At 33.1% G+C, this 18,922-nt stretch carries 18 protein-coding genes; 2 read left to right on the plus strand and 16 right to left on the minus strand.

Annotated elements, in window-relative coordinates; all coding sequences use genetic code 11:
* Positions 1–3: 3 nt before the first annotated feature.
* The 4 genes from AA80_RS05395 to AA80_RS05410 all read right to left on the minus strand — a co-directional run bounded on the left by AA80_RS05395 (position 4) and on the right by AA80_RS05410 (position 5,751).
* Positions 4–888 carry a bifunctional enoyl-CoA hydratase/phosphate acetyltransferase gene (locus tag AA80_RS05395; protein ID WP_103876786.1) on the minus strand — a complete coding sequence of 295 codons (885 nt, stop codon included), beginning with the start codon at positions 886–888 and terminating at the stop codon, positions 4–6.
* Between the two features lie 26 nt (positions 889–914).
* A complete protein-coding gene (locus AA80_RS05400; protein WP_103876787.1) occupies positions 915–2,282 on the minus strand; it encodes an MATE family efflux transporter in 1,368 nt (455 codons plus the stop codon).
* A gap of 179 nt (positions 2,283–2,461) precedes the next feature.
* Complete coding sequence (locus AA80_RS05405; RefSeq protein WP_103876788.1) at positions 2,462–4,624, minus strand: Tex family protein; 2,163 nt, start codon at positions 4,622–4,624, stop codon at positions 2,462–2,464.
* Between the two features lie 56 nt (positions 4,625–4,680).
* Positions 4,681–5,751 carry an aldose epimerase family protein gene (locus AA80_RS05410; protein WP_103876789.1) on the minus strand — a complete coding sequence of 357 codons (1,071 nt, stop codon included), beginning with the start codon at positions 5,749–5,751 and terminating at the stop codon, positions 4,681–4,683.
* A 292-nt stretch (positions 5,752–6,043) separates the two neighbouring features.
* Between AA80_RS05410 and AA80_RS05415 the strand changes: the two genes are divergently transcribed.
* Entirely contained in the window at positions 6,044–6,232 is a 189-nt protein-coding gene (locus tag AA80_RS05415; RefSeq protein WP_134080038.1) for a hypothetical protein, read from the plus strand.
* Between the two features lie 303 nt (positions 6,233–6,535).
* On the opposite strand, the gene AA80_RS05420 is transcribed toward AA80_RS05415, so the two are convergent.
* From AA80_RS05420 to frr, 12 genes are all read right to left on the minus strand, one after another.
* Positions 6,536–7,117 (minus strand): hypothetical protein, encoded by a 582-nt coding sequence (locus AA80_RS05420; RefSeq protein ID WP_103876791.1) that lies wholly within the window; start codon positions 7,115–7,117, stop codon positions 6,536–6,538.
* The gene (locus AA80_RS05425; RefSeq protein ID WP_103876792.1) at positions 7,114–7,524 is read right to left on the minus strand and encodes a hypothetical protein; all 411 of its coding nucleotides are present in this window, start codon (positions 7,522–7,524) and stop codon (positions 7,114–7,116) included. The genes AA80_RS05420 and AA80_RS05425 overlap by 4 nt, the downstream gene beginning before the upstream one ends.
* On the minus strand, positions 7,505–7,954 hold the full coding sequence (locus AA80_RS05430; protein WP_103876793.1) for a hypothetical protein: 450 nt from the start codon (positions 7,952–7,954) through the stop codon (positions 7,505–7,507). Before AA80_RS05430 ends, AA80_RS05425 begins: the two co-directional genes overlap by 20 nt.
* A gap of 28 nt (positions 7,955–7,982) precedes the next feature.
* Positions 7,983–8,408 carry a hypothetical protein gene (locus AA80_RS05435; RefSeq protein WP_103876794.1) on the minus strand — a complete coding sequence of 142 codons (426 nt, stop codon included), beginning with the start codon at positions 8,406–8,408 and terminating at the stop codon, positions 7,983–7,985.
* The gene (locus AA80_RS05440) at positions 8,386–9,534 is read right to left on the minus strand and encodes a type II secretion system F family protein (RefSeq protein WP_103876795.1); all 1,149 of its coding nucleotides are present in this window, start codon (positions 9,532–9,534) and stop codon (positions 8,386–8,388) included. Before AA80_RS05440 ends, AA80_RS05435 begins: the two co-directional genes overlap by 23 nt.
* Before the next feature lie 14 nt (positions 9,535–9,548).
* On the minus strand, positions 9,549–10,187 hold the full coding sequence (locus AA80_RS05445; protein ID WP_103876796.1) for a hypothetical protein: 639 nt from the start codon (positions 10,185–10,187) through the stop codon (positions 9,549–9,551).
* Positions 10,184–10,987, minus strand: coding sequence for a patatin-like phospholipase family protein (locus tag AA80_RS05450; protein ID WP_103876797.1), 804 nt, complete (start codon positions 10,985–10,987; stop codon positions 10,184–10,186). The genes AA80_RS05445 and AA80_RS05450 overlap by 4 nt, the downstream gene beginning before the upstream one ends.
* Positions 10,988–10,989: 2 nt before the next feature.
* Positions 10,990–13,620, minus strand: a complete 2,631-nt coding sequence (gene alaS / locus AA80_RS05455) for an alanine--tRNA ligase (RefSeq protein ID WP_103876798.1) — start codon at positions 13,618–13,620, stop codon at positions 10,990–10,992.
* Between the two features lie 428 nt (positions 13,621–14,048).
* Positions 14,049–14,444 carry a prepilin-type N-terminal cleavage/methylation domain-containing protein gene (locus AA80_RS05460; RefSeq protein WP_103876799.1) on the minus strand — a complete coding sequence of 132 codons (396 nt, stop codon included), beginning with the start codon at positions 14,442–14,444 and terminating at the stop codon, positions 14,049–14,051.
* A gap of 9 nt (positions 14,445–14,453) precedes the next feature.
* Positions 14,454–15,299, minus strand: a complete 846-nt coding sequence (locus tag AA80_RS05465) for a phosphatidate cytidylyltransferase (protein WP_158248360.1) — start codon at positions 15,297–15,299, stop codon at positions 14,454–14,456.
* 157 nt (positions 15,300–15,456) lie between these two features.
* The gene (uppS, locus tag AA80_RS05470; RefSeq protein ID WP_103876801.1) at positions 15,457–16,155 is read right to left on the minus strand and encodes a polyprenyl diphosphate synthase; all 699 of its coding nucleotides are present in this window, start codon (positions 16,153–16,155) and stop codon (positions 15,457–15,459) included.
* A 16-nt stretch (positions 16,156–16,171) separates the two neighbouring features.
* Positions 16,172–16,735: a ribosome recycling factor gene (gene frr, locus AA80_RS05475; protein WP_103876802.1), complete on the minus strand. Its 564-nt coding sequence runs from the start codon at positions 16,733–16,735 to the stop codon at positions 16,172–16,174.
* A 140-nt stretch (positions 16,736–16,875) separates the two neighbouring features.
* Between frr and AA80_RS05480 the strand changes: the two genes are divergently transcribed.
* Entirely contained in the window at positions 16,876–18,918 is a 2,043-nt protein-coding gene (locus AA80_RS05480) for a metallophosphoesterase family protein (protein ID WP_103876803.1), read from the plus strand.
* The last annotated feature ends 4 nt before the right edge of the window (positions 18,919–18,922 follow it).

Genomic DNA, 18,922 nt, shown 5'->3' on the forward strand with positions numbered 1-18,922 from the left:
GTCTCAGGAGTTTAAAACTCCAAGTGCCAGAGCTGCCAATTTCGATTGATCGTTGTCGGCTCTTGATACTAATACTATGGGAGCCTTTGCTCCCACTACAATCCCTGCCACGTTTCCTCCTGAAAAATATACAGCAGATTTTCCTAACAAGTTCCCCGAATGGATATCTGGAACAATTAAAATATCTGCTTTACCTGCAACCTCACTGTTTATATTTTTAATCTTGGCAGCTTGTTCGTTTATAGCGTTATCAAGGGCAAGAGGACCATCGACAACACAACCTTTTATTTGGCCTCTCTTGTTCATTTGGGCCAATATAGCGGCATCTACTGTCTCGGGCATATCGGGATTAACTACTTCAATCGCCGCTAATAAAGCTACCTTGGGAGTTTTTATTTCAAGGTTCTTGGCTACTTCAAGGGCGTTGTATATAATTTGAACCTTTTGCATTAAATCTGGGTGGATTATCATTCCACCATCGCTTATCAAAAGTAATCTATCCAAATAAGGTGTTTCTACTACAGCAACATGAGAAAGCAAATTTCCTGTTTTTAATCCCCATTCGTTGTTTAAAACAGCTTTTAACAACTCAGAGGTTTTTATCTTACCCTTCATAAGCAGATCAGCAGCTCCACTTGAAACGAGGCGAACTCCTTTTTCTGCTGCTTCATGTGGAGTTTCTGCGTCTATAATGTCAAATTCCTTTCCAACAATTTCCAAATTTTTTTTAATTTCTTCTTTATTTCCAACCAGGACAGGGTTTGCGAACCCTTCTTCACTCGCCTTTGATAAAGCCTTCAAAGCTTCAATATCTTCAGCACAGACAAGAACGACGTTCTTTGTTGGTTTGGACTTTGCTCTGTTCAACAATTCTTCAAAGTTTTTCATGAAAGAGTCCTCCTTTGTTGACTATACTAAGCATTTCTTTGAGAAGCTTCTTCAATTACAGGTTTTTTCCAGTTCCCAAAAACTAGAAAACCTAAGGCTAATACAAGAGCAGAGAAATTACTTATTATCATAGCGATGAAAACACCTATGTACCCGTGAGTCTCAGCTAAGAAAAAAACCAAAGGTACCCTTATTCCCCACAATCTTACCATATCTATAATGGTCGATTGTATCGTATGTCCTGTACCTCTTAAAGTACCAAGAAAGACAGAAACTAAGGAGAAGAACGGAAGTGAGAAAGAAACATATCTAAAAAATTCCTCTCCCACTTTAATTACTTCAGGATCGTTTATGAAAAATTTCGTTATATTGTGACCAAATAAAAACATAACCATTGAAGCACTACCAACGATCAGTAAAGTTGCCAAAGAAGCTTTTCTAACTGTTTCCTCAGCTCTTTCAGGTTGGTTTGCACCTACATATTGACCTGTCATAGTAACCGTTGCCAAAGATATTCCCATAGCGAACATAATTATTAAATTGTTCATTCTATTTCCAATTCCATATCCGCTAATAACGATAGGCCCAAATTGTGCGATAACTCCCATAATTATAGCAAATCCTATAGCTGTAAAAGTTTCACCAATAGAAGAAGGTAATCCAACCGATAACACTTTTTTTATAAGTTTTGGATCAGGGACAAAATCATTGGAATGTAATTTAAACCCCTTTCTACCTTTGAGCAATACAAATAGAAATACAACAGACATAATAACTTGAGATAACATAGTTGCTAGTGCTGCACCAAATACGCCTAAATTGAATTGAAAAATGAAAAGAGGGTCAAGAATCACATTCAACAAGATTGATATACCGTTGTATTTCAGGGCTATAAATGAATTTCCCCATCCCCTAAATATACCCGCTACCGTTTGCATTAAAAAAATGAAAGGTAAACTAAATGCCATTATTTTTAGATACGTATTACTAAGTTCGAATATGTTTTTATCCAATCGTAAAAGAGATAATAATTGCTTGCTAAAGATCAACACTATTGCCATAATGGCTAAAGCCACAAACGTCATTACCAAAATAGTTTGCGCTGCCGATTTTTCAGCTCTTCTTTGATCGCCGTATCCTGTATATTGGGCTATCAAAGAGGTTCCAGCGTAGGAAAATCCTGTGGCAAAAGAAAAAAAAACAAATATCAGAGGCCAAACTACGGTAGGAACAGATAATTCCAAAGGGCCTAACTTTCCCAAAAAATATGCATCAGTTATATTATATATCGCATGCATCATATTTGTCAAAATGATTGGCCAGGCTAAGGTAAATAAAGCTTTCCATATGGATGTTTTTAAAACGTCAACTTTTCCTGTATCTTTGATTTTCATTCGTTATCACCTTTAGTGTGAAAATTAATTCGCTATCCTTATTAATATTTTATCAAATTATTTGGGATTTGGGTTAAAATTAAAGGTATATATTTTAAGCTTTGTAGTTAGATATTATTAAAAAATAAATAAGAAAAAGGCGTCCATAAAAAAGGACGCCCAAAATGAAGATAAAGTTTTTATCTTTGAATACTAACTAATCTTAGACCTATTCTTCTTCTTGATTTATCAATGCTTATTATTTCTACTTCCACAATATCGTTTATTTGCACAATATCCGTAGGATGAGCTACAAATTTTTCAGAAAGGTTTGACTTATGAATCAAGCCGTTTTCTTTTATTCCCAAATCTACAAAAGCACCAAAATCAGTAATGTTAGTTATTTTACCTGATAATCTCATACTTTCTTTTAGATCTTCAAATTTTAGGATATCATCCATAAGTTGAGGTTCAGGCATTTCATCCCTTGGATCTCTGCCGGGCTTTTGAAGTTCCTTCAGTATATCGATCAATGTATATTCCCCAATTTCCAATTCTTTCGATATTGATTTAAGATTTTCTTTTTCGTTTAAAAGTTGAGAAACTTTTAATTTTAATGGGTCCAATTTTTCTTTGATTTTTAGATCATCCAAGGTGTAGCCAAGTATATTTATTAATTTCTCGGCTGGTTCATAACTTTCTGGGTGTATGCCCGTCATTTCTAGCGGGTTTTCCCCATCTATTATTCTCAAAAATCCTGCACTTTGTTCAAAAGCTTTTTCTCCAAAGCCTTTTACCTTGAAGAGATCGGCTCTTTTTTGGAATGGGCCATTCTTTTGACGGTATTGGACAATTTTCTTTGCTAGGCTACTGGTTATTCCTGAAACGTATTCTAATAAAGAATATGAGGCTGTGTTTAAATTAACACCAACGAGGTTAACCACGCTTTCCACAGTTGCGTCGAGCTTCTCTTTCAACTTTTTTTGGTTGACATCGTGCTGATACTGGCCTACACCTATTGATTTGGGGTCTATTTTCACAAATTCCGCAAGAGGATCTTGTATTCTTCTTCCTAAACTTATAGCTCCTCGGACAGTTACATCATATTCCGGGAACTCTTCCTTCGCTAGCCTAGAAGCGGAATAAACAGAAGCTCCAGATTCATCGACGAATATATATTTAAGATCCAAATTATTTTTCTTTATTAAGTCAACGACGAATTGCTGAGTTTCTCGTGAGGCGGTCCCGTTACCTATTGCTATTAGATTTATATTATGTTTTTGAATTAAACTCATCACAATTTTCTCGGAGTTTTCTATATCATTTTGTGGAGGAACGGGGAATATCGTATCGTTAGCGAGAAAATTTCCCATTTCATCCAATACCACAACTTTACATCCCGTTCTGAAACCAGGATCAATTGCTAAGACCCTTTTGTTTTTTAAAGGAGGGGTTAGTAATAATTGCCTGAGATTTTTGGCAAAGAGATCTATGGCCCCTTCTTCTGCTTTTTCTGTTAAGTTTTGTCTTATTTCTCTTTCTATTGAGGGGTTTAACATATTTGTGAAACCATAGTTCAAACCTTTGGATATAATTTCATCGCAGATCTCATTTCCTGTTTCGTATTTAGTTTTTTCTTTATCAAGCCACTCGTCATCAATAATTAATTTTACATTTAAAACTTTTTCTTTTTCGCCCCTGTTTAAAGCTAAAACTCTGTAATTTGGAATTTTTGAAATTTCTTGTGTGAATTCGTGATACATATCGTACTTTGTGGCTTCTTCTATAAACTCTTTCTTTTTTTCAGAGTGAATTTTTCCGAATTTTTCGTAATACTTTCTTAGACTTTCCCGATTGTCTTTGTTATGGGCAAAGGTTTGACCTATTATGTAGGAAATTCCTTCTACCACTTTGTCTATATTATCGTATTCCTCAGATACAAATTCTTCTAATTCATCTAAAGATTTGATATTACCTAACAACACTTTGTTTGCTGCAGGTTCAAGACCAGCTTCTATAGCTTTGTCGGCATTGGTTTTCTTTCTTTTTTTGTAAGGAAGATACAGATCTTCCAATTCAGTCATCTTTTTGGTGTTGATGATCTTTTCTTTTAGTTCATATGTTAATTTGCCTTGCTCTTCGATGCTTTTTAAGACAGTTTTTTTGTAGTCTTCTAAGTGTTGGTAATATTTAAGTAATTCTTCTATTCGTCTAATCTTTTCTTCGTCTAAATTACCCGTTCTTTCTTTTCGGTACCTGCTGATAAAAGGTACGGTGTTTCCCTCATTTAATAATTCTACAGTGTTTTCAGTTTGAAATTGTTTTATGTTCAGATCTTCTGTTATTGTTTTGATTATATCCAATACTTTTACCTCCAAGAAACAATGTATTTTGCTGTTTTTAGAACGCTAAATAATCTCTAATTTACGATAGAAAATTTGTAAATTGTTGTTGAAGAGTAAACTTCTGAGGGTCTTAAAATTGTGGAAGGAAAGTTTTTCTGGTTTGGAGTGTTTGGGAAATGCTGTGTTTCCAAAGCTATTCCAGAATATTTTCCGTAGTGTTTTCCTTCTTTTCCGTATGTATCAACAAAATTACCTGTATATACTTGAATCCCAGGCTCGGTTGTGTATATCTTCATCACTCTTCCACTTGTGGGTTCAACCAACCTTACAGCTAAGGATATTTTGCTATTTTCCTTGTTTAATACGAAATTATGATCTATTCCTTCTAATGGAGAATCTTTCAGATCTTTGAGCACCTCACCGAGAATTTTTGGGACTGTAAAATCAAAAGGTGTGTTTTTGACACTTTTTATTTCTCCAGTGGGGATTAACGTTTCATCTACAGGTGTATAATAATTAGCAAAAAGTTCTAACTGGTGATCAAAAATATTTCCTCTACCTTCTCCTGCTAAATTAAAGTAACTGTGATTTGTCAAATTTATAATAGTGGTTTTATCAGTAGTTGCGGTATAAGAAATCTTAAATTCATTATCGTTGTTTAATGTGTAAGTAACGCTTACACGTAAGTTTCCTGGATAACCCTCTTCACCATCGTGGCTTAAACGCTTGAACCGAACAGAAGGTCCTTCAACGGTTGTAAAAGCTGTAGCTTGAAATATTTGCTTTTGAAAACCCTTGACTCCCCCATGAAGATGGTTTGAATTATTGTTTTGAGCTAAGGTGTAGTTTTTACCTTCAAGTGAGAATTGTCCGTTTTTTATCCTATTTGCATGTCGTCCTATTGTAGCGCCGAAAAATGGATTCTGTGGGTTAGGTTTTTCGTAATCTGAAACCGTGTCGAAGCCTAAAATTATATCTTCAAATTCTCCTTTTTTATCAGGTAAGTACAAAGAAACCAATGTAGCTCCATAATTTGTTACTTGTAAGGTAACTCCCTTTTTGTTTCTTAATGTGAATAGAGTCACCGGGGTCCCTTCTACTGTGTATCCCCATTGATTTTTTTCAATATATCCTAAACTTGACACTCAATATCCCCCTTTTATTTTTCTGGTTGCTAAAATATTATATCATATGGGGGGATACATTGTCAGGAAACTGCATTAGATCATAATTAATTGTCATCGAAATAGGCTAGTCGTTTTTGTGGCGTTTGTATTTGTTTTGTATAGTATACTCAATGAAAGTTTAAAAAACAAAGTTTAAAAAACGTCGAATTCTTACGTATTAAGCGAGGTGAAAGGACGGTGAAAGAAGTACATTTTTTTTGGCATAGTTTTGATTTTATTATTCACTCTGCCTGTTTGTGTAGTTCTACCAGTGGAGCAAGGTGAAAACTCAGTAGAAGAAAACATAATAGTAACAGCAGGAAGAGAAGGGATAAATATATTCGATGTAAATGATCCAAAGCATTTGTCCCGCTTTAATTTGGACTATAGAGCAAGAAATGTTTTTGTAAAAGATAAATATTCATACTCGTCGGGGGCGAAAAATGGATTAGTGATATGAAATTCATAGAGAGGCCAAAACTACGGGACCAAAATGACGAAATTAAAGGATTAGAAAGGAGCAAAGCTAAAGCGTAAGACTAAAACACTGATAAATAAAGGAAAAGAAAGGGATGTAGTGACACTTTTGAAAAACAGATAAAGCAAAAAACGCCTTTTTTCAATTATTCATACCTGTTTTAGAATTCTTACGTTTTTGTAACTGTCAAACTCAGGAGAAAGAGAAAATAAAAATTTACGTTAAGTTAATATTTCTTGCAGATACTATTAGTGGAGATGAGAAAATTAGAGAAATTGGAATTTACTAGAGAACAAGTAGTTCTCTATCCTGAGTTAGAATTAAAATTCCGTCATTAAAAATTGCCAATACTAAATCTTCCCCCAATTTATCGCCAGCGGAAAGCTTTATAAGTTCATCAAAGAAATAAACAAACCCCGCATTTCTTCCTTCTGAATCTATGAAAAAACCCGAGAATTCTACCCCTTCTTTTTGATATTTAGGCAAGTTATCTTTTTGTGACCATAGATCTAATAAGTCAATTTTTAAAGGTTCGAAAATGTTTGAGCTTTTTATATAAAATTTATTATCTTTAACATCCTTAGAGGTATACTCAAAATTAGGGTATGAAAAGGATGTTGAGATATCAAAATTATCCACAAGTTCAAGAAAAGAATCGTTATTTCTTTTTATAGTCATATTTTCCACCAGGAGGTCTGAAGTTAAAATATTTTCTAACTCATTTTGTAGAGATTCTGATGTGAAATTGCCTTCTATTTCTGAAACGGTATGGAGAGGGGATTTTAGCGTCGGTGCTTCAATTTCATAATTTTTTATATACACTAAAGTTATAATCAACAAAAGAATAATGAATAGATACTGTTTCATTGTTTGACTCCTTGTTCTTTAATTTCAAGAATAACGTAATATTTGGTTCCCATATTGATTTTGGTCCGTTCAGATATGGAGTACTTACTCTTTATTTTTTGAGTTGGTTCTATAAAGGTTGCAACTTTTGCAGATAGCCCATTGGCCAAGGAGTAGTTGAGTTCTATTAAATAAAAGTTGTTATCTGTTAAGAAGTCAAAAAATTCACGTATATCGGTTCTTTGGTTGGAGACTTTGTAAAGGTAGTTGTTGTAATTATAATTTAAGTTGTTTTGCATCCTTTTGATATTCAGATATTCTTGATATTTGCCATAACTTTCAACAACTAGAAGAACCAAAAGTAAAATTATGGTTGCTATTAATGTGTATTTCAGAAATTTTCTAACGTTAGATTCTAAAAGGAACAATTCTTTTATCCTCCATATATTTTATTGCTAGATCTTTCAATTCTTGGTTATTAAAAAAGTATGTTGGTTTTTCATCAACTATTATTCCTGAAAATGCGAATTCTTTGTTTCTAATGAACTCATAGTTGTAAAAATCGGTACCTAAAACGTATCTACCTTCTTTGAATTCCAAAACTTTTTTCAAAAGAATGGATTGAACCGGTAGAATAGTGTCAAAGAATACAGATCTTTTTGATTTTTTATAATCAATAGCATCGATTACCAAAAAATATTCTTTATCAGAAGAATGTATCTTTTTAAATGTAATTTTTTTATCGGTTGTTTCTTGAAAATATATTTTTCTCAGTTGAAATTCGTTTTCAAATGGTTTAATAAAACAGTCTATATGATTTATACATACTTTTTTCCCTTTGTATTTGAGCTTAATCATAACATTCCCCCAAAGGCTTGAAGATAGATCATGGATTGGTGAGTGCACCTGTGACTGGAACAACGTTGAATATGGTTTTGCCTTCACTGTTTACAATTCTACCTCCCCTTCCTGCTATTTTTCCAAAGCTCCATAATAGATTTTGGCTGCTTTGATCTTCTATTCTGTATCTTATATCGTAAGTCACTATTTTTAATTTCCCCTGTACTATTTGAGAGCTTATGATTCCGTTTAAGTTGTTATCCTCTCCGTAATGGGTGGATGCGCTTCGTGTTTTATATACCACCTCCGAAGCTATATATCTTTCTGTAAGAGATGAAAAGTATTTTTGAAGCGGATATACCGTAAAAAAAATTACAGAAGAGAACAAAATTATTTCGATACCTAAAGAAACTAGTACTTCCATAAGTAAAAAACCTTCCTTATGAGATTTAGAATGTACCACCCATTTCAAAATTCATCCCCCCTAAGTAGACATTGGAATAAATTTCAAATGCCAAACTCAAAATTATAACGGATAAAAATATTATAAGCACAGGTTCGATCATTTTCATAATCTTTTCTGAAGCTGTTTTAAATGTTGAATAATAATAGTTTTCTAAGAAGTCAAATACCTCTTTATAATTTCCTTTCCTCTTTGAGACGCTCATTGTTAAAGAAAATTCTTTAACGTCTTTGATTTTTGAAAAAACCTCCGTAAGATCTTTCCCTTTTTCTATATCCAAATAGACTGTTAAGAAAGTGGATGATATATACTGTGAATTCGTATTAGAAAGGACAATTTCTAAGGCGGTGTATATTGTGAGACCGTTTTTTAAAAGTAAGTTAACGTTCCTTGTGAATTCATGAAGTATGTAATTCTTGTACAAGGCCTTTAAAAACGGAATCTTTGTCCAAAAAATATCGTTTCCCTTGCCTATCCAAAAAGTTATCAACCCTAAGAAGAAAAATGTCAACATACTTATCAACATGTAAGTTGATAAGTTAAGATTAATGTCGTATCCTAAAAGAGTAGAAAACTGTGGAATAACCCAGAAATTTAGAAGAAAAAGCAAAACCAAAATTGATGAAAGAATTAGGAGAGGATAAATTAATGATTTTTCGGCGGTAGACTTGGAGAGTTTCATATTGTTATAGTAATTTTTTAAATTGTATAAGTTTTTTCTTAAAACTATAGTTGTCTTTGATAAGTTTATTGTATGCCTAAAGTAGTTATCTATTTCTGGAAAATCAAATGCCGTTTTGTAATCTAAACCTTTCATTACTAAAAAATAACTTTTGAAAATAACACCTCTTATGAACTTATCAACCTGTTCGTTGAAAACTAAAAATTCCATTGCTTCAAAGAGTGTGAGACCCGAGTTTACAAGGAGGTACAGATTATCAACAAGGCTGATCATTTGATCGATATTGAATTTTTTAGTATCGAAATAAAAGTTATCAACATCAATGTTGATAACTCTAATATTGAGGTTAGTTAGAAGATCATAAATTTCTTCTTTATTTTTTACAAGTAATAGACATTCATATCTTTTATTTGATGATCTTTCCTCAATTTCCAACTTGTAAAGTTTTTTCACTTTTCCCCTTCTTTTTATGTTTTGAATTGTACCTTATTTTTTGATTTGATTTCTTCCATGATCAATTCGTAAAAGTATCTGCTTCTCATAACCTGAATAGATTTGTATAATCTTTGTATGGTTGAGGATTTGTGATAATTGTAGGGAGATTCATAGATTTCTATTTCTTCACCTTGATATTTTAATAATGAGTAGCAGGGTGTTCTTGAAAAGGAAGCGGTATTGTACCATCCTTGAAACGGTGGTCTAATACCAGGTAAAAGGGTAGAATAAAAAAGACTTTCTTGAATGGTGTTAATCTTTTTAGTTGATATTTCTTCAGTTTTTAAATTTATCAGTTCGATCTCTAAAGGAAAATTTAATTTGGTGTCTTCTTTTAATTGAAATTTATACTTTCCAAAATTTGAAGAAAGTTTGAGACAATTTTTTATGTTTCCAACAAAAAAGTAATCTTTGTCTAGGGTGTTTAAGTAAGGCTTTAAACTCTTTAAAGTTTGATGAAGGATCTTTTCTTTTTTGAGTTGAAAACAGGTGATACAAAATCCTGTGATACCATTTGTGATGATTGTATCGTAATAGGATAGATCTAAATCTTTCAAATTTTCAGCTGCTTTAATTCCTTGCCATCCAAATCCTCCACTTACTAAAATCATGATATTTTCTCCAAGATTTCTTCTTTTCTTTCTAAAACAGCTTTTCTCCCAGTATCTATTAAGGCTTGTGTTTGTGTGAAATCTAAAGTATTAAAGTCTTGTGTGGGCAATTCGATAAGTACGTTAGCAAACTTTTCCGTTAAATTATCGTATATATTTTCTCTTATTGAATCTATCCTATCAAAAGCTTGAGAGGCATTTTTTATTTCCTGGTATTTTATCTTCTTTGTTAAGAGTTTTAGGGCGATGATTTTATCTGCACCAAGTTTTTTAGCTGTTAGGATAGGTAGCTTTTCCAAGGATCCACCATCTATGTATTTGTTACCGTTTATTTTAACGGGCTTGAATGCACCAGGCATCGCCATACTAGCTTTTAAAGCCGGGAACAAAGGTCCTTCATCAAAGATTACCAAATCTCCACTTTCCATTTTTACGGTGGTACAATAGAATTTAATTTTCAAATCTTCAAAGGTAATATCTTTAAATACCTTTTTTAAAATATAAAAATAAAGAAAAGAGGGTAAAGTTGATGGAAGCAAGTTTGCACCAATGCACGTCAAAATAGGAGGTATTTTGCGCGATGCAGGTACTTTATTAATAAAAGTAGCTTTTTGTAACCTTAAAGCATATTCATATAGTAATTTGGAGTCCCCTAAAAGGGCATACCCAGCACCTACAAGTGCACCAATACTTGTACCAACAACGATATCAAATTTAATTCCCATTTTTTCAAGTTCTAACAGTGCTCCAACGTGGGCAGCACCTTTAGCCCCACCTCCAGATAAAGCTATCGCAAGCAATCTTAAACCTCCATAAAATTGCTTATGTGTTCTATCACTTCTTTTACCTTCTTAACATATTTTCCTCCGGCTTGTGCGAAAGTTGGTCCACCGCCTCCACCACCACCTAAATAGGAGGCTATTTTTCTTGCAATGTTTCCGGCGTGAAATTTTTTAGAGATGTCTTTGGATACCTTTACTACCAAACTTACTTGATCGTTGTTACTCTTGTTGAAAAGGATCACAACGCCTCTACCCAACTTTTGAAGTAGGATATCGGCTGTGTTGGCATGAACGTCTTTTTCCAAGTTTTCTAACTGAGCTACTACCACCTTTTCGCCTTCAATGATTTGTGGGGTTTGGGCTAATCTTTCTATATTTTTTGTGGCTAATTGAAATTGAAGTTGTTTAATTTCCTTTTCCTGATTTTTGATAGTTTTTAAGATGGATTCGATTTTATCTAGAATCTGATCCCTTGATGAATCCAACATGTTAGATAAATTAGTTATAATACTTTCCATTTCTGTAACATAGTTAAGGCTTTCAAAACCTGTAATAGCTTCTATTCTTCGAACTCCTGAAGAGATGGAAGATTCCTCCAGAATTTTGAAGATTCCTATTTCTCCTGTGTTGGAAACATGTGTGCCTCCACAGAGCTCTCTTGAGAAATCGTCTATTTCCACAATTCTTACCACTTCTCCGTATTTTTCTTCAAATAAGGCTATAACATCCATATTTTTTGCTTCTTCTAAGCTTTTTAGGTATATGTTTACAGGGATAGCTTTTTGTATTTGTTCGTTTACAAGGTATTCGATTTGCTTTATTTGATCTTGGGTCAAAGGTTCATAATGTGTGAAATCGAATCTTAATCTTTCCGGAGCTACATATGAACCAGCCTGCCTTATATGTTCTCCAATTACTTTTCTTAGTGCAGAATGTAAAAGATGTGTTGCCGTATGGTTTTTCTCTGTGGCTTTTCTCTTTTTTTCATCAACTTTTAGAAATACTCTTTCTCCGTTTTTTATACTGCCTTTTTTTATTTTTACTAGGTGAGATATTATCTCATTTCTTATAGGTGTAACATGTATAACTTCAGCTTGGAATGATTCATTGTAGATAATACCCTTATCAGAAACTTGCCCTCCCCTTTCTGCATAAAAAGGTGTTTTTGAGAAAAATAGTTCAATTTCTTCACCTTCTTGAGCTTGTTGGACAATACTGTCTCCTTTGAGTATAAGCTGGACTTCTTCAGTCGAACTTAGTTTATCATAACCAATAAATTCAGTTAGAGTCAAAAATTTATCGATTTCTTTGTAAATTTGTTTAGTTGTATCATACTCCACTTTACCCGAAGCTGCTCTTGCCATCTCTCTTTGTTTGTTCATCAGTTCTGTGAATTCTTTTTCATCAACTTCTATCCCTTTTTCGGATAATATCTCTTTTGTGAGATCCAAAGGAAATCCGTATGTATCGTAAAGTTCGAAAGCGATTTTTCCAGATAATGTGGCTTGGTTGTTTAAGTTTTGAATTATGTTGTTTAATCTTTCCATCCCTTTTTCCATCGTTTCAAAAAACTTTTCTTCTTCCATAGAGGAAATATCTTTAATTAAACCTTCTTTTTCGATAAGTTCCGGATAGATTTTTCCCATTTTTTTAATTACTGTTTCAAGAATACTGTTTAAAAATGGCCCTTTTGCTCCTAACAAAGCTCCGTGCCGTACAGCCCTTCTTATTAATCTTCTTAAAACATAGCCTCTTCCTTCATTTGATGGTATAATTCCTTCAGATATTAGAAATGCAATTGCTCTTGAATGATCAGCTATTACCTTTATTGATACATCTTTACCTTTATTTTCTCTGAATTTTACACCAAAGATTTGTTGTATTTCTTCTATTGTTTCCTTGAATAAATCGGAATCAAAATTATCATATTTACCTTGAGTAACTGCACAGATTCTTTCAAAACCCGCCCCAGTATCAATGTTTTTTCTTGGTAAAGGAGAAAGGTTTCCGTTTTCATCGGAATAATATTCAGTGAAAACTATGTTCCAAATCTCGACAAAACGCCCACAATCGCATGCAGGAGTACAGTTTTCTTGATCAGGGCAATTTTCGGTATACCCTGTGTCAAAGTATATTTCTGAACAAGGACCACATGGGCCGGTTGGACCCGCAGGTCCCCACCAGTTTTCTTCTTTACCGAATCTTAGTATTTTATTTTCCGGTATCTTGATATCGTCTTTCCAGATATTAAAAGCTTCATCATCGGTTTCATACACAGAAGCCCATAATTTTTCGGCTGGAAGTTCTAATTCTTCTGTTAAAAATTCCCAGGCCCATTTTATAGCCTCTTTTTTGAAATAATCCCCAAAAGAAAAGTTCCCTAACATCTCAAAAAAGGTGTGATGTCTGGGGGTTCTTCCAACATTTTCTATGTCGTTTGTCCTTAAACATTTTTGACACGTAGTTATTCTCGTATATGTGGGTTCAACTTTTCCCCAAAAGATTGGTTTAAAAGGGACCATTCCAGCCACTGTAAACAACAATTGGGGATCGTTGGGAATCAAAGAAGAACTAGGTAACCTTGTATGACCTTTTTTTTCAAAAAAATACAAGAACTTTTCCCTAATTTCATCAGAGGTGAAGTATTTCATATATTAAATCCTCCTAATTTTTTCAATTCATACTTGACTTTGAAAAATCTGAAACCTACTTTAAACCTTACTTCTAGGATTCGAAAATTTTTAAAATATCTCCATCATTCTTAGCTCCCCTTCACCCAAACATTAAGGGGTAAACCCCTTAAGATCCCCGAACACATTTGCTTCGCAAATAAGAATGAGGATGTTACTTCAGCATTATAAAGAACTATTTTGCACAAAGCTGCAAAAGGTAAACCCCTTAAGATCCCCGAACACATTTGTTTTGCAAATGAAAATATGGAAATTGTTTCTAAAGCATTATAAAGAACTATTTTGCACAAAGCTGCAAAAAGTCTCTGCTCTGTAACCCTTTTAAATCAGAATCTTATTTTTGAAAATCTTTTTATTTATAAAGGGACTGTTTTCTTTTTTTAACCTAATTAATATTTAACTACTAAATAAGCTGTATTATTATCTATAAGTATATTGTTGTTAATATTATTAAGCTCAGTTGCGGAAGGTGTACCATTCGTGTATTTTATTTTGATTTCTAAAGGGTTAGTCGAATCTAATTCTATATATTCTGGTTGAGAAGTTAAATAGCCCTCTAACAAGAGATCATTAATTGTTAATCCTTCTAGGTTGGGGTTATAAATACCATAGTTCATTACGGCAACTTGAACATTTTGCATTTCAGTTACTACTTTAATTGCGTTAGCTCGATTGATAAGTCCTCTAACTGATGGAATGGCAATACTTGCGAGGATCGAAATGATTCCCAAGACTATTAAAACCTCAACTAGTGTGAACCCTTCCTTAAATTTTTTGTTTTTCATTTTTTCCCCCTATATCCAAAGTATTCTCAACAAAAAATACCACATTGGGGTTACGATCAACAGACCATCAATTCTGTCGAGCATCCCCCCATGACCTGGTAGGATTTCCCCTGAGTTTTTTACATTATAATACCTTTTAATAGTTGATTCTGTTAGATCTCCAATGGTATCGAAGAAACCCACCATCAATGCAAAGATAATGGCCTGCAAAAAGGTTATTTTTTGAATAGCTCCAAAAAAAATCCCAATGGAATCAAATATAAGTATATAAGCAAAAGTGAAAAAGATGCCACCTAAAAATCCCTCCCAACTTTTTTTGGGTGAAAAATGTGGAGAAAGTTTATGTTTACCGAAACTCAATCCAAAAAAATATGCCCCAGCATCATAAGCCCATACTGCAGTTAATGCTAAAATCGCCATCCCTGGTCCATAGTTCAAATGAATCAAATAAAAGTTTGAAAGAAAAAAAGATACGTAGATAATGCTTAAAGCAGAAGATTCTATAAACCTTTTTGTGTATGTTATCTCTTTAACTAAAAGCATAATCGAAAATACAGACGCTACAAAAGCTAAGAAAAATATTCCTTCGCTTTCAAAAGGTAAAATTCCTCTATATTCAGCCTCTAAAGAGAATCCATATATAAGACTGGATGTTCCTACAATAAAAGTTAGTAAAAGCTTGATGAAACTATTTTTGACATCGCTTGTAAATAGTTCAATCAATTCAAAGGAAGCTAACATCACTATTGTTGTAACCAATCCTAAAAGGGTGGGATATGTTAGATAAGAAAAAATAACTATTGGTCCAATAATTACACCTGATAATACTCTTGTCCAAAGTTCTTTTTTATTCAATAGTTTTCCCCCATATCTTTGAATAATATAGCTCTTAGAAACTCTACAACTTTCTTTAGCTTTTTTGCACAAATCAGCAAAAGTGCTATGCCTTGTGACCCTTTTAAAATCAAGGTCTTATTTTTGAAAATCTTTTTATTTCTAAAGTGCCTACAACTTACTCGATAATTATACCGCCAAAGCGTCTTTCTCTTTTAGCATAATCTAAAAGGGCGTTTAGGTAATCATTATAAGAAAAATCAGGCCATAAAGTTTCTGTAAAGTACAGTTCGGAATAAGCAGATTGCCAAAGTAAGAAGTTACTTAATCTTTGTTCACCTGCGGTTCTTATTATTAAATCAGGATAAGGAACATCCGGTAAATAAAGGTTGTTGTCTATATCTTCTTTTGTAACTGTTGTCTTTTTATCTTCCAAAATTTTATTAACTGTATCTAAAATCTCTTGCCTCCCACTGTAATTCAAGGCAAGGATCAAATTGAAATCTTCATTATTTTTACTTATGTCTTCAATTTCTTTGCAAGTATTTATAAGACTTTCTGGTAGTTTGTTAATTCTTCCTAAAAATCTTACATTTACACCATTTTCTATAATTCGTTTAAGGTTATTTTCAAAGTATCTTATGAATAATTCGAATAAAAATTCTATCTCATTTTGTGGCCTTTTCCAATTTTCTTCTGAAAAGGTGTATAAGGTAAGATAATTAATTCCAAATTCTTTAGACCACTCGATAACCTTTTGAGCGATTTCAGCACCCTTTTGATGACCATAGTTTCTATCAAATCCACTTTTAGTTGCCCATCTTCCATTTCCATCCATAATTATACCAACATGAGTTGGTACCTTCGAAAGTTTCATATTTTATTTTCCACCTTTATGACTCCATAATCTCTTTTTCTTTCCTTTGGAATATTTTTTCTGCTTCTTCTTCTTTTTCTTTCAAGATATCTTGGATTTCGTCTTCAATTTTTTTTGCTTCATCCTCACTTAAAGAGCTATCGTTTTTTGTTTCTTTAACCTTTTTTATATCGTCTCTTCTTATGTTTCTTAAGGCCACTTTTGTTTCTTCTAGCATCTCTTTTACAGCTTTTACTAATTTTCTTCTTTCTTCAATAGTGGGATTTGGAAAAGACACCCTTACTACGTTACCATCATTTATAGCGTGAAAACCAAAATTAGAAGCGTTTATTGCTTTTTCTATGGATTCAAGCATCTTTTTATCCCATGGGGTGATCACAACGGTTCTTTCTTCTCCAACAGTTAAGGTTGCCACCTGGTTGATGGGAGTGGGCACACCATAGTAATCTACTTTTATGTCCTCAAAAATAGCGGTAGTAGGTCTTCCTGTTCTTACTCTTTTTAATTCGTCCTCGAAATGTTCAATAGTTTTTTTCATTTTATCTTCTGCTTCCTTCGCATAAGAACTTTTCTTTGCCATGGCTTCACCTCCGTAGAAAAACTTTAGATATGTTTTTATGCATAGATAAAACGTGATTCAGAAAATATTATATCACACCGAAGGGTTTTTCTAATATGATATAATTAAAAGTAAAAAAACACGAAAAGGGGTGAATTTTTATGAAAAAACATCTTATTGTAACTATTTTTGTTGTTTTGTCTATACTCTTTTTTTCAGCAGATTTAATTTCATCTTATCAGGATAGTTACATATTATCCAACAACTATTTGACAACTGGAATTTCCAAAGAAAATGGATATATCACCTTTTTTAAAAGTAATGAAGCGGCCCAAAGTCTTTTTAAAAACCACAAGATTCTAATTTCTGGCGTAGATTTCCAAAACAGCGTCATAGAAACTTCAAAATATTCAATCTCTTTCATTTATGATCAAAACGACTTCAAAGTGGTGAATACTTATACATTACAAGAGAAAAATCTCTTACTGAGTACTAGGATAACTAACAAAACGGAAACAAAAAAAAGAATCCAATTGAATGAAATAATAGATTACTCAGATACATTTCCTTTTTTTATAAAATCAAAGGTTTTAAATAACTATGTTTTACTTCTTCAACAAGATTATGGGAGCTTTGGATATTTCCCGGTTTATGATCAAACATTTCAAAGAGTTATAGCGAGCAATCAGATGGGTACAAGTATCTCATTTTTTGTCCTTGAACCTGGGGATGCTCTTGAATTTACAAGAGTTATAACGGTTGGTGAAAGTGTTAGCGAAATAGAAAAACAATATTACGATAAATTTGGTATTGATTATACAACAATCGAAAAAAATATAATATTGAGCAATGAAAAGTCCGCTAAGGGTATGAGGGTTGTTTTAGAAGATAAATTGGGAACGATTCAAGATGTCCAACTTGTTGATGAAAAAGGAAAAGCAAAATTTTATCTACCTTACGAGGAAGATTATGAGGATTTCCAAGTTAAGGTAGATTTTGGAAGTTTGAAAACCGAATCTGTCTCTCTTTTAGGGTCAGAAGATCTTTTGGTTCAGGTCCCAGAAAATTACTTTTTCTTTAAGCCTTTTCTCACTGATAAAAGGGAAGATGGTGTGATTATCAATTTCAGGATGGCTGTTCCTGCTAGATCAAATGTAGAAGTTTATGATTCAGGCAGTGAAATCATGGTATTTGAAATAACAAACAAATTTCCTTTAGAATACCATTACATAGAACTTTCTGGTTTGCAACCTAATTCTTTCTATGAATATGTGATAAATGTTGAGGATACTTATACTCTCAATGACGTCAAGACAGAAAAAAAGGCTTTTAAAACCAAGCATTTAGATGAAGATATTGATACTTTTCGATTTATAGTTTATGGAGATACCCAAATCTATGACGAAAGACACGCTTACATTGTTAATAGAATTGTAGAGGATTCTGATCTAAATACAGCATTTATTCTCAAACCAGGAGATCACACGGAAGAAGGCACATCAGAGAAGAGTTGGAGTATATTTTTTGAATCTGCATATCCCTTAAGTTCTCAAATTCCATATTACATGGTTTTAGGTAATCACGAGAGAAACAGTATACTTTATTATAGGGCATTCGAACTTCCGAGTGGAGGGGGAGATTATTCCAAGAGATGGTACTCTTTTGACTATGGAAACTCACATTTTGTCATCTTAGATTCTAATATTTTAGAATCTTCAAATCTATATGAAAAACAAATGAAATGGTTGGAAGAAGATCTTAAAAACAATAATGATAAAAAGTTTATCTTCGTGGCTTTTCATCATCCTTTTTGGACGACAGCTACGGAGTATGGCAACATGGAAGAAAACCTTCCAAACGGTCATTTCAACACAAAAAATTGGCTGCCTATATTTGAAAAGTATGGTGTTGATGTTGTAATAAACGGGCATATACATGCTTACGAAAGGCATTTCAAGGATGGAATTATGTTTATAACCAGTGGTGGGGGAGGGGCTAAACTAAATACAAATCATGGAGCAGATCCATTACCCTGGCATGTAAAGCATGTGCTTGGAAAACTTCACTACGTTATTTTTGATGTTTATGAAGATTCTATCAAGGTTACGGTAAAAGCAGTAGCGAGGGTTGATAATCCTCTTTTCCCGAACCAATACACTCCAATTGATGAAGTAATTGATGAATTCTACATATACAAAAAATGAAAGA

Source organism: Petrotoga sibirica DSM 13575 (genome assembly GCF_002924625.1).
Classification (GTDB): Bacteria; Thermotogota; Thermotogae; order Petrotogales; family Petrotogaceae; genus Petrotoga; species Petrotoga sibirica.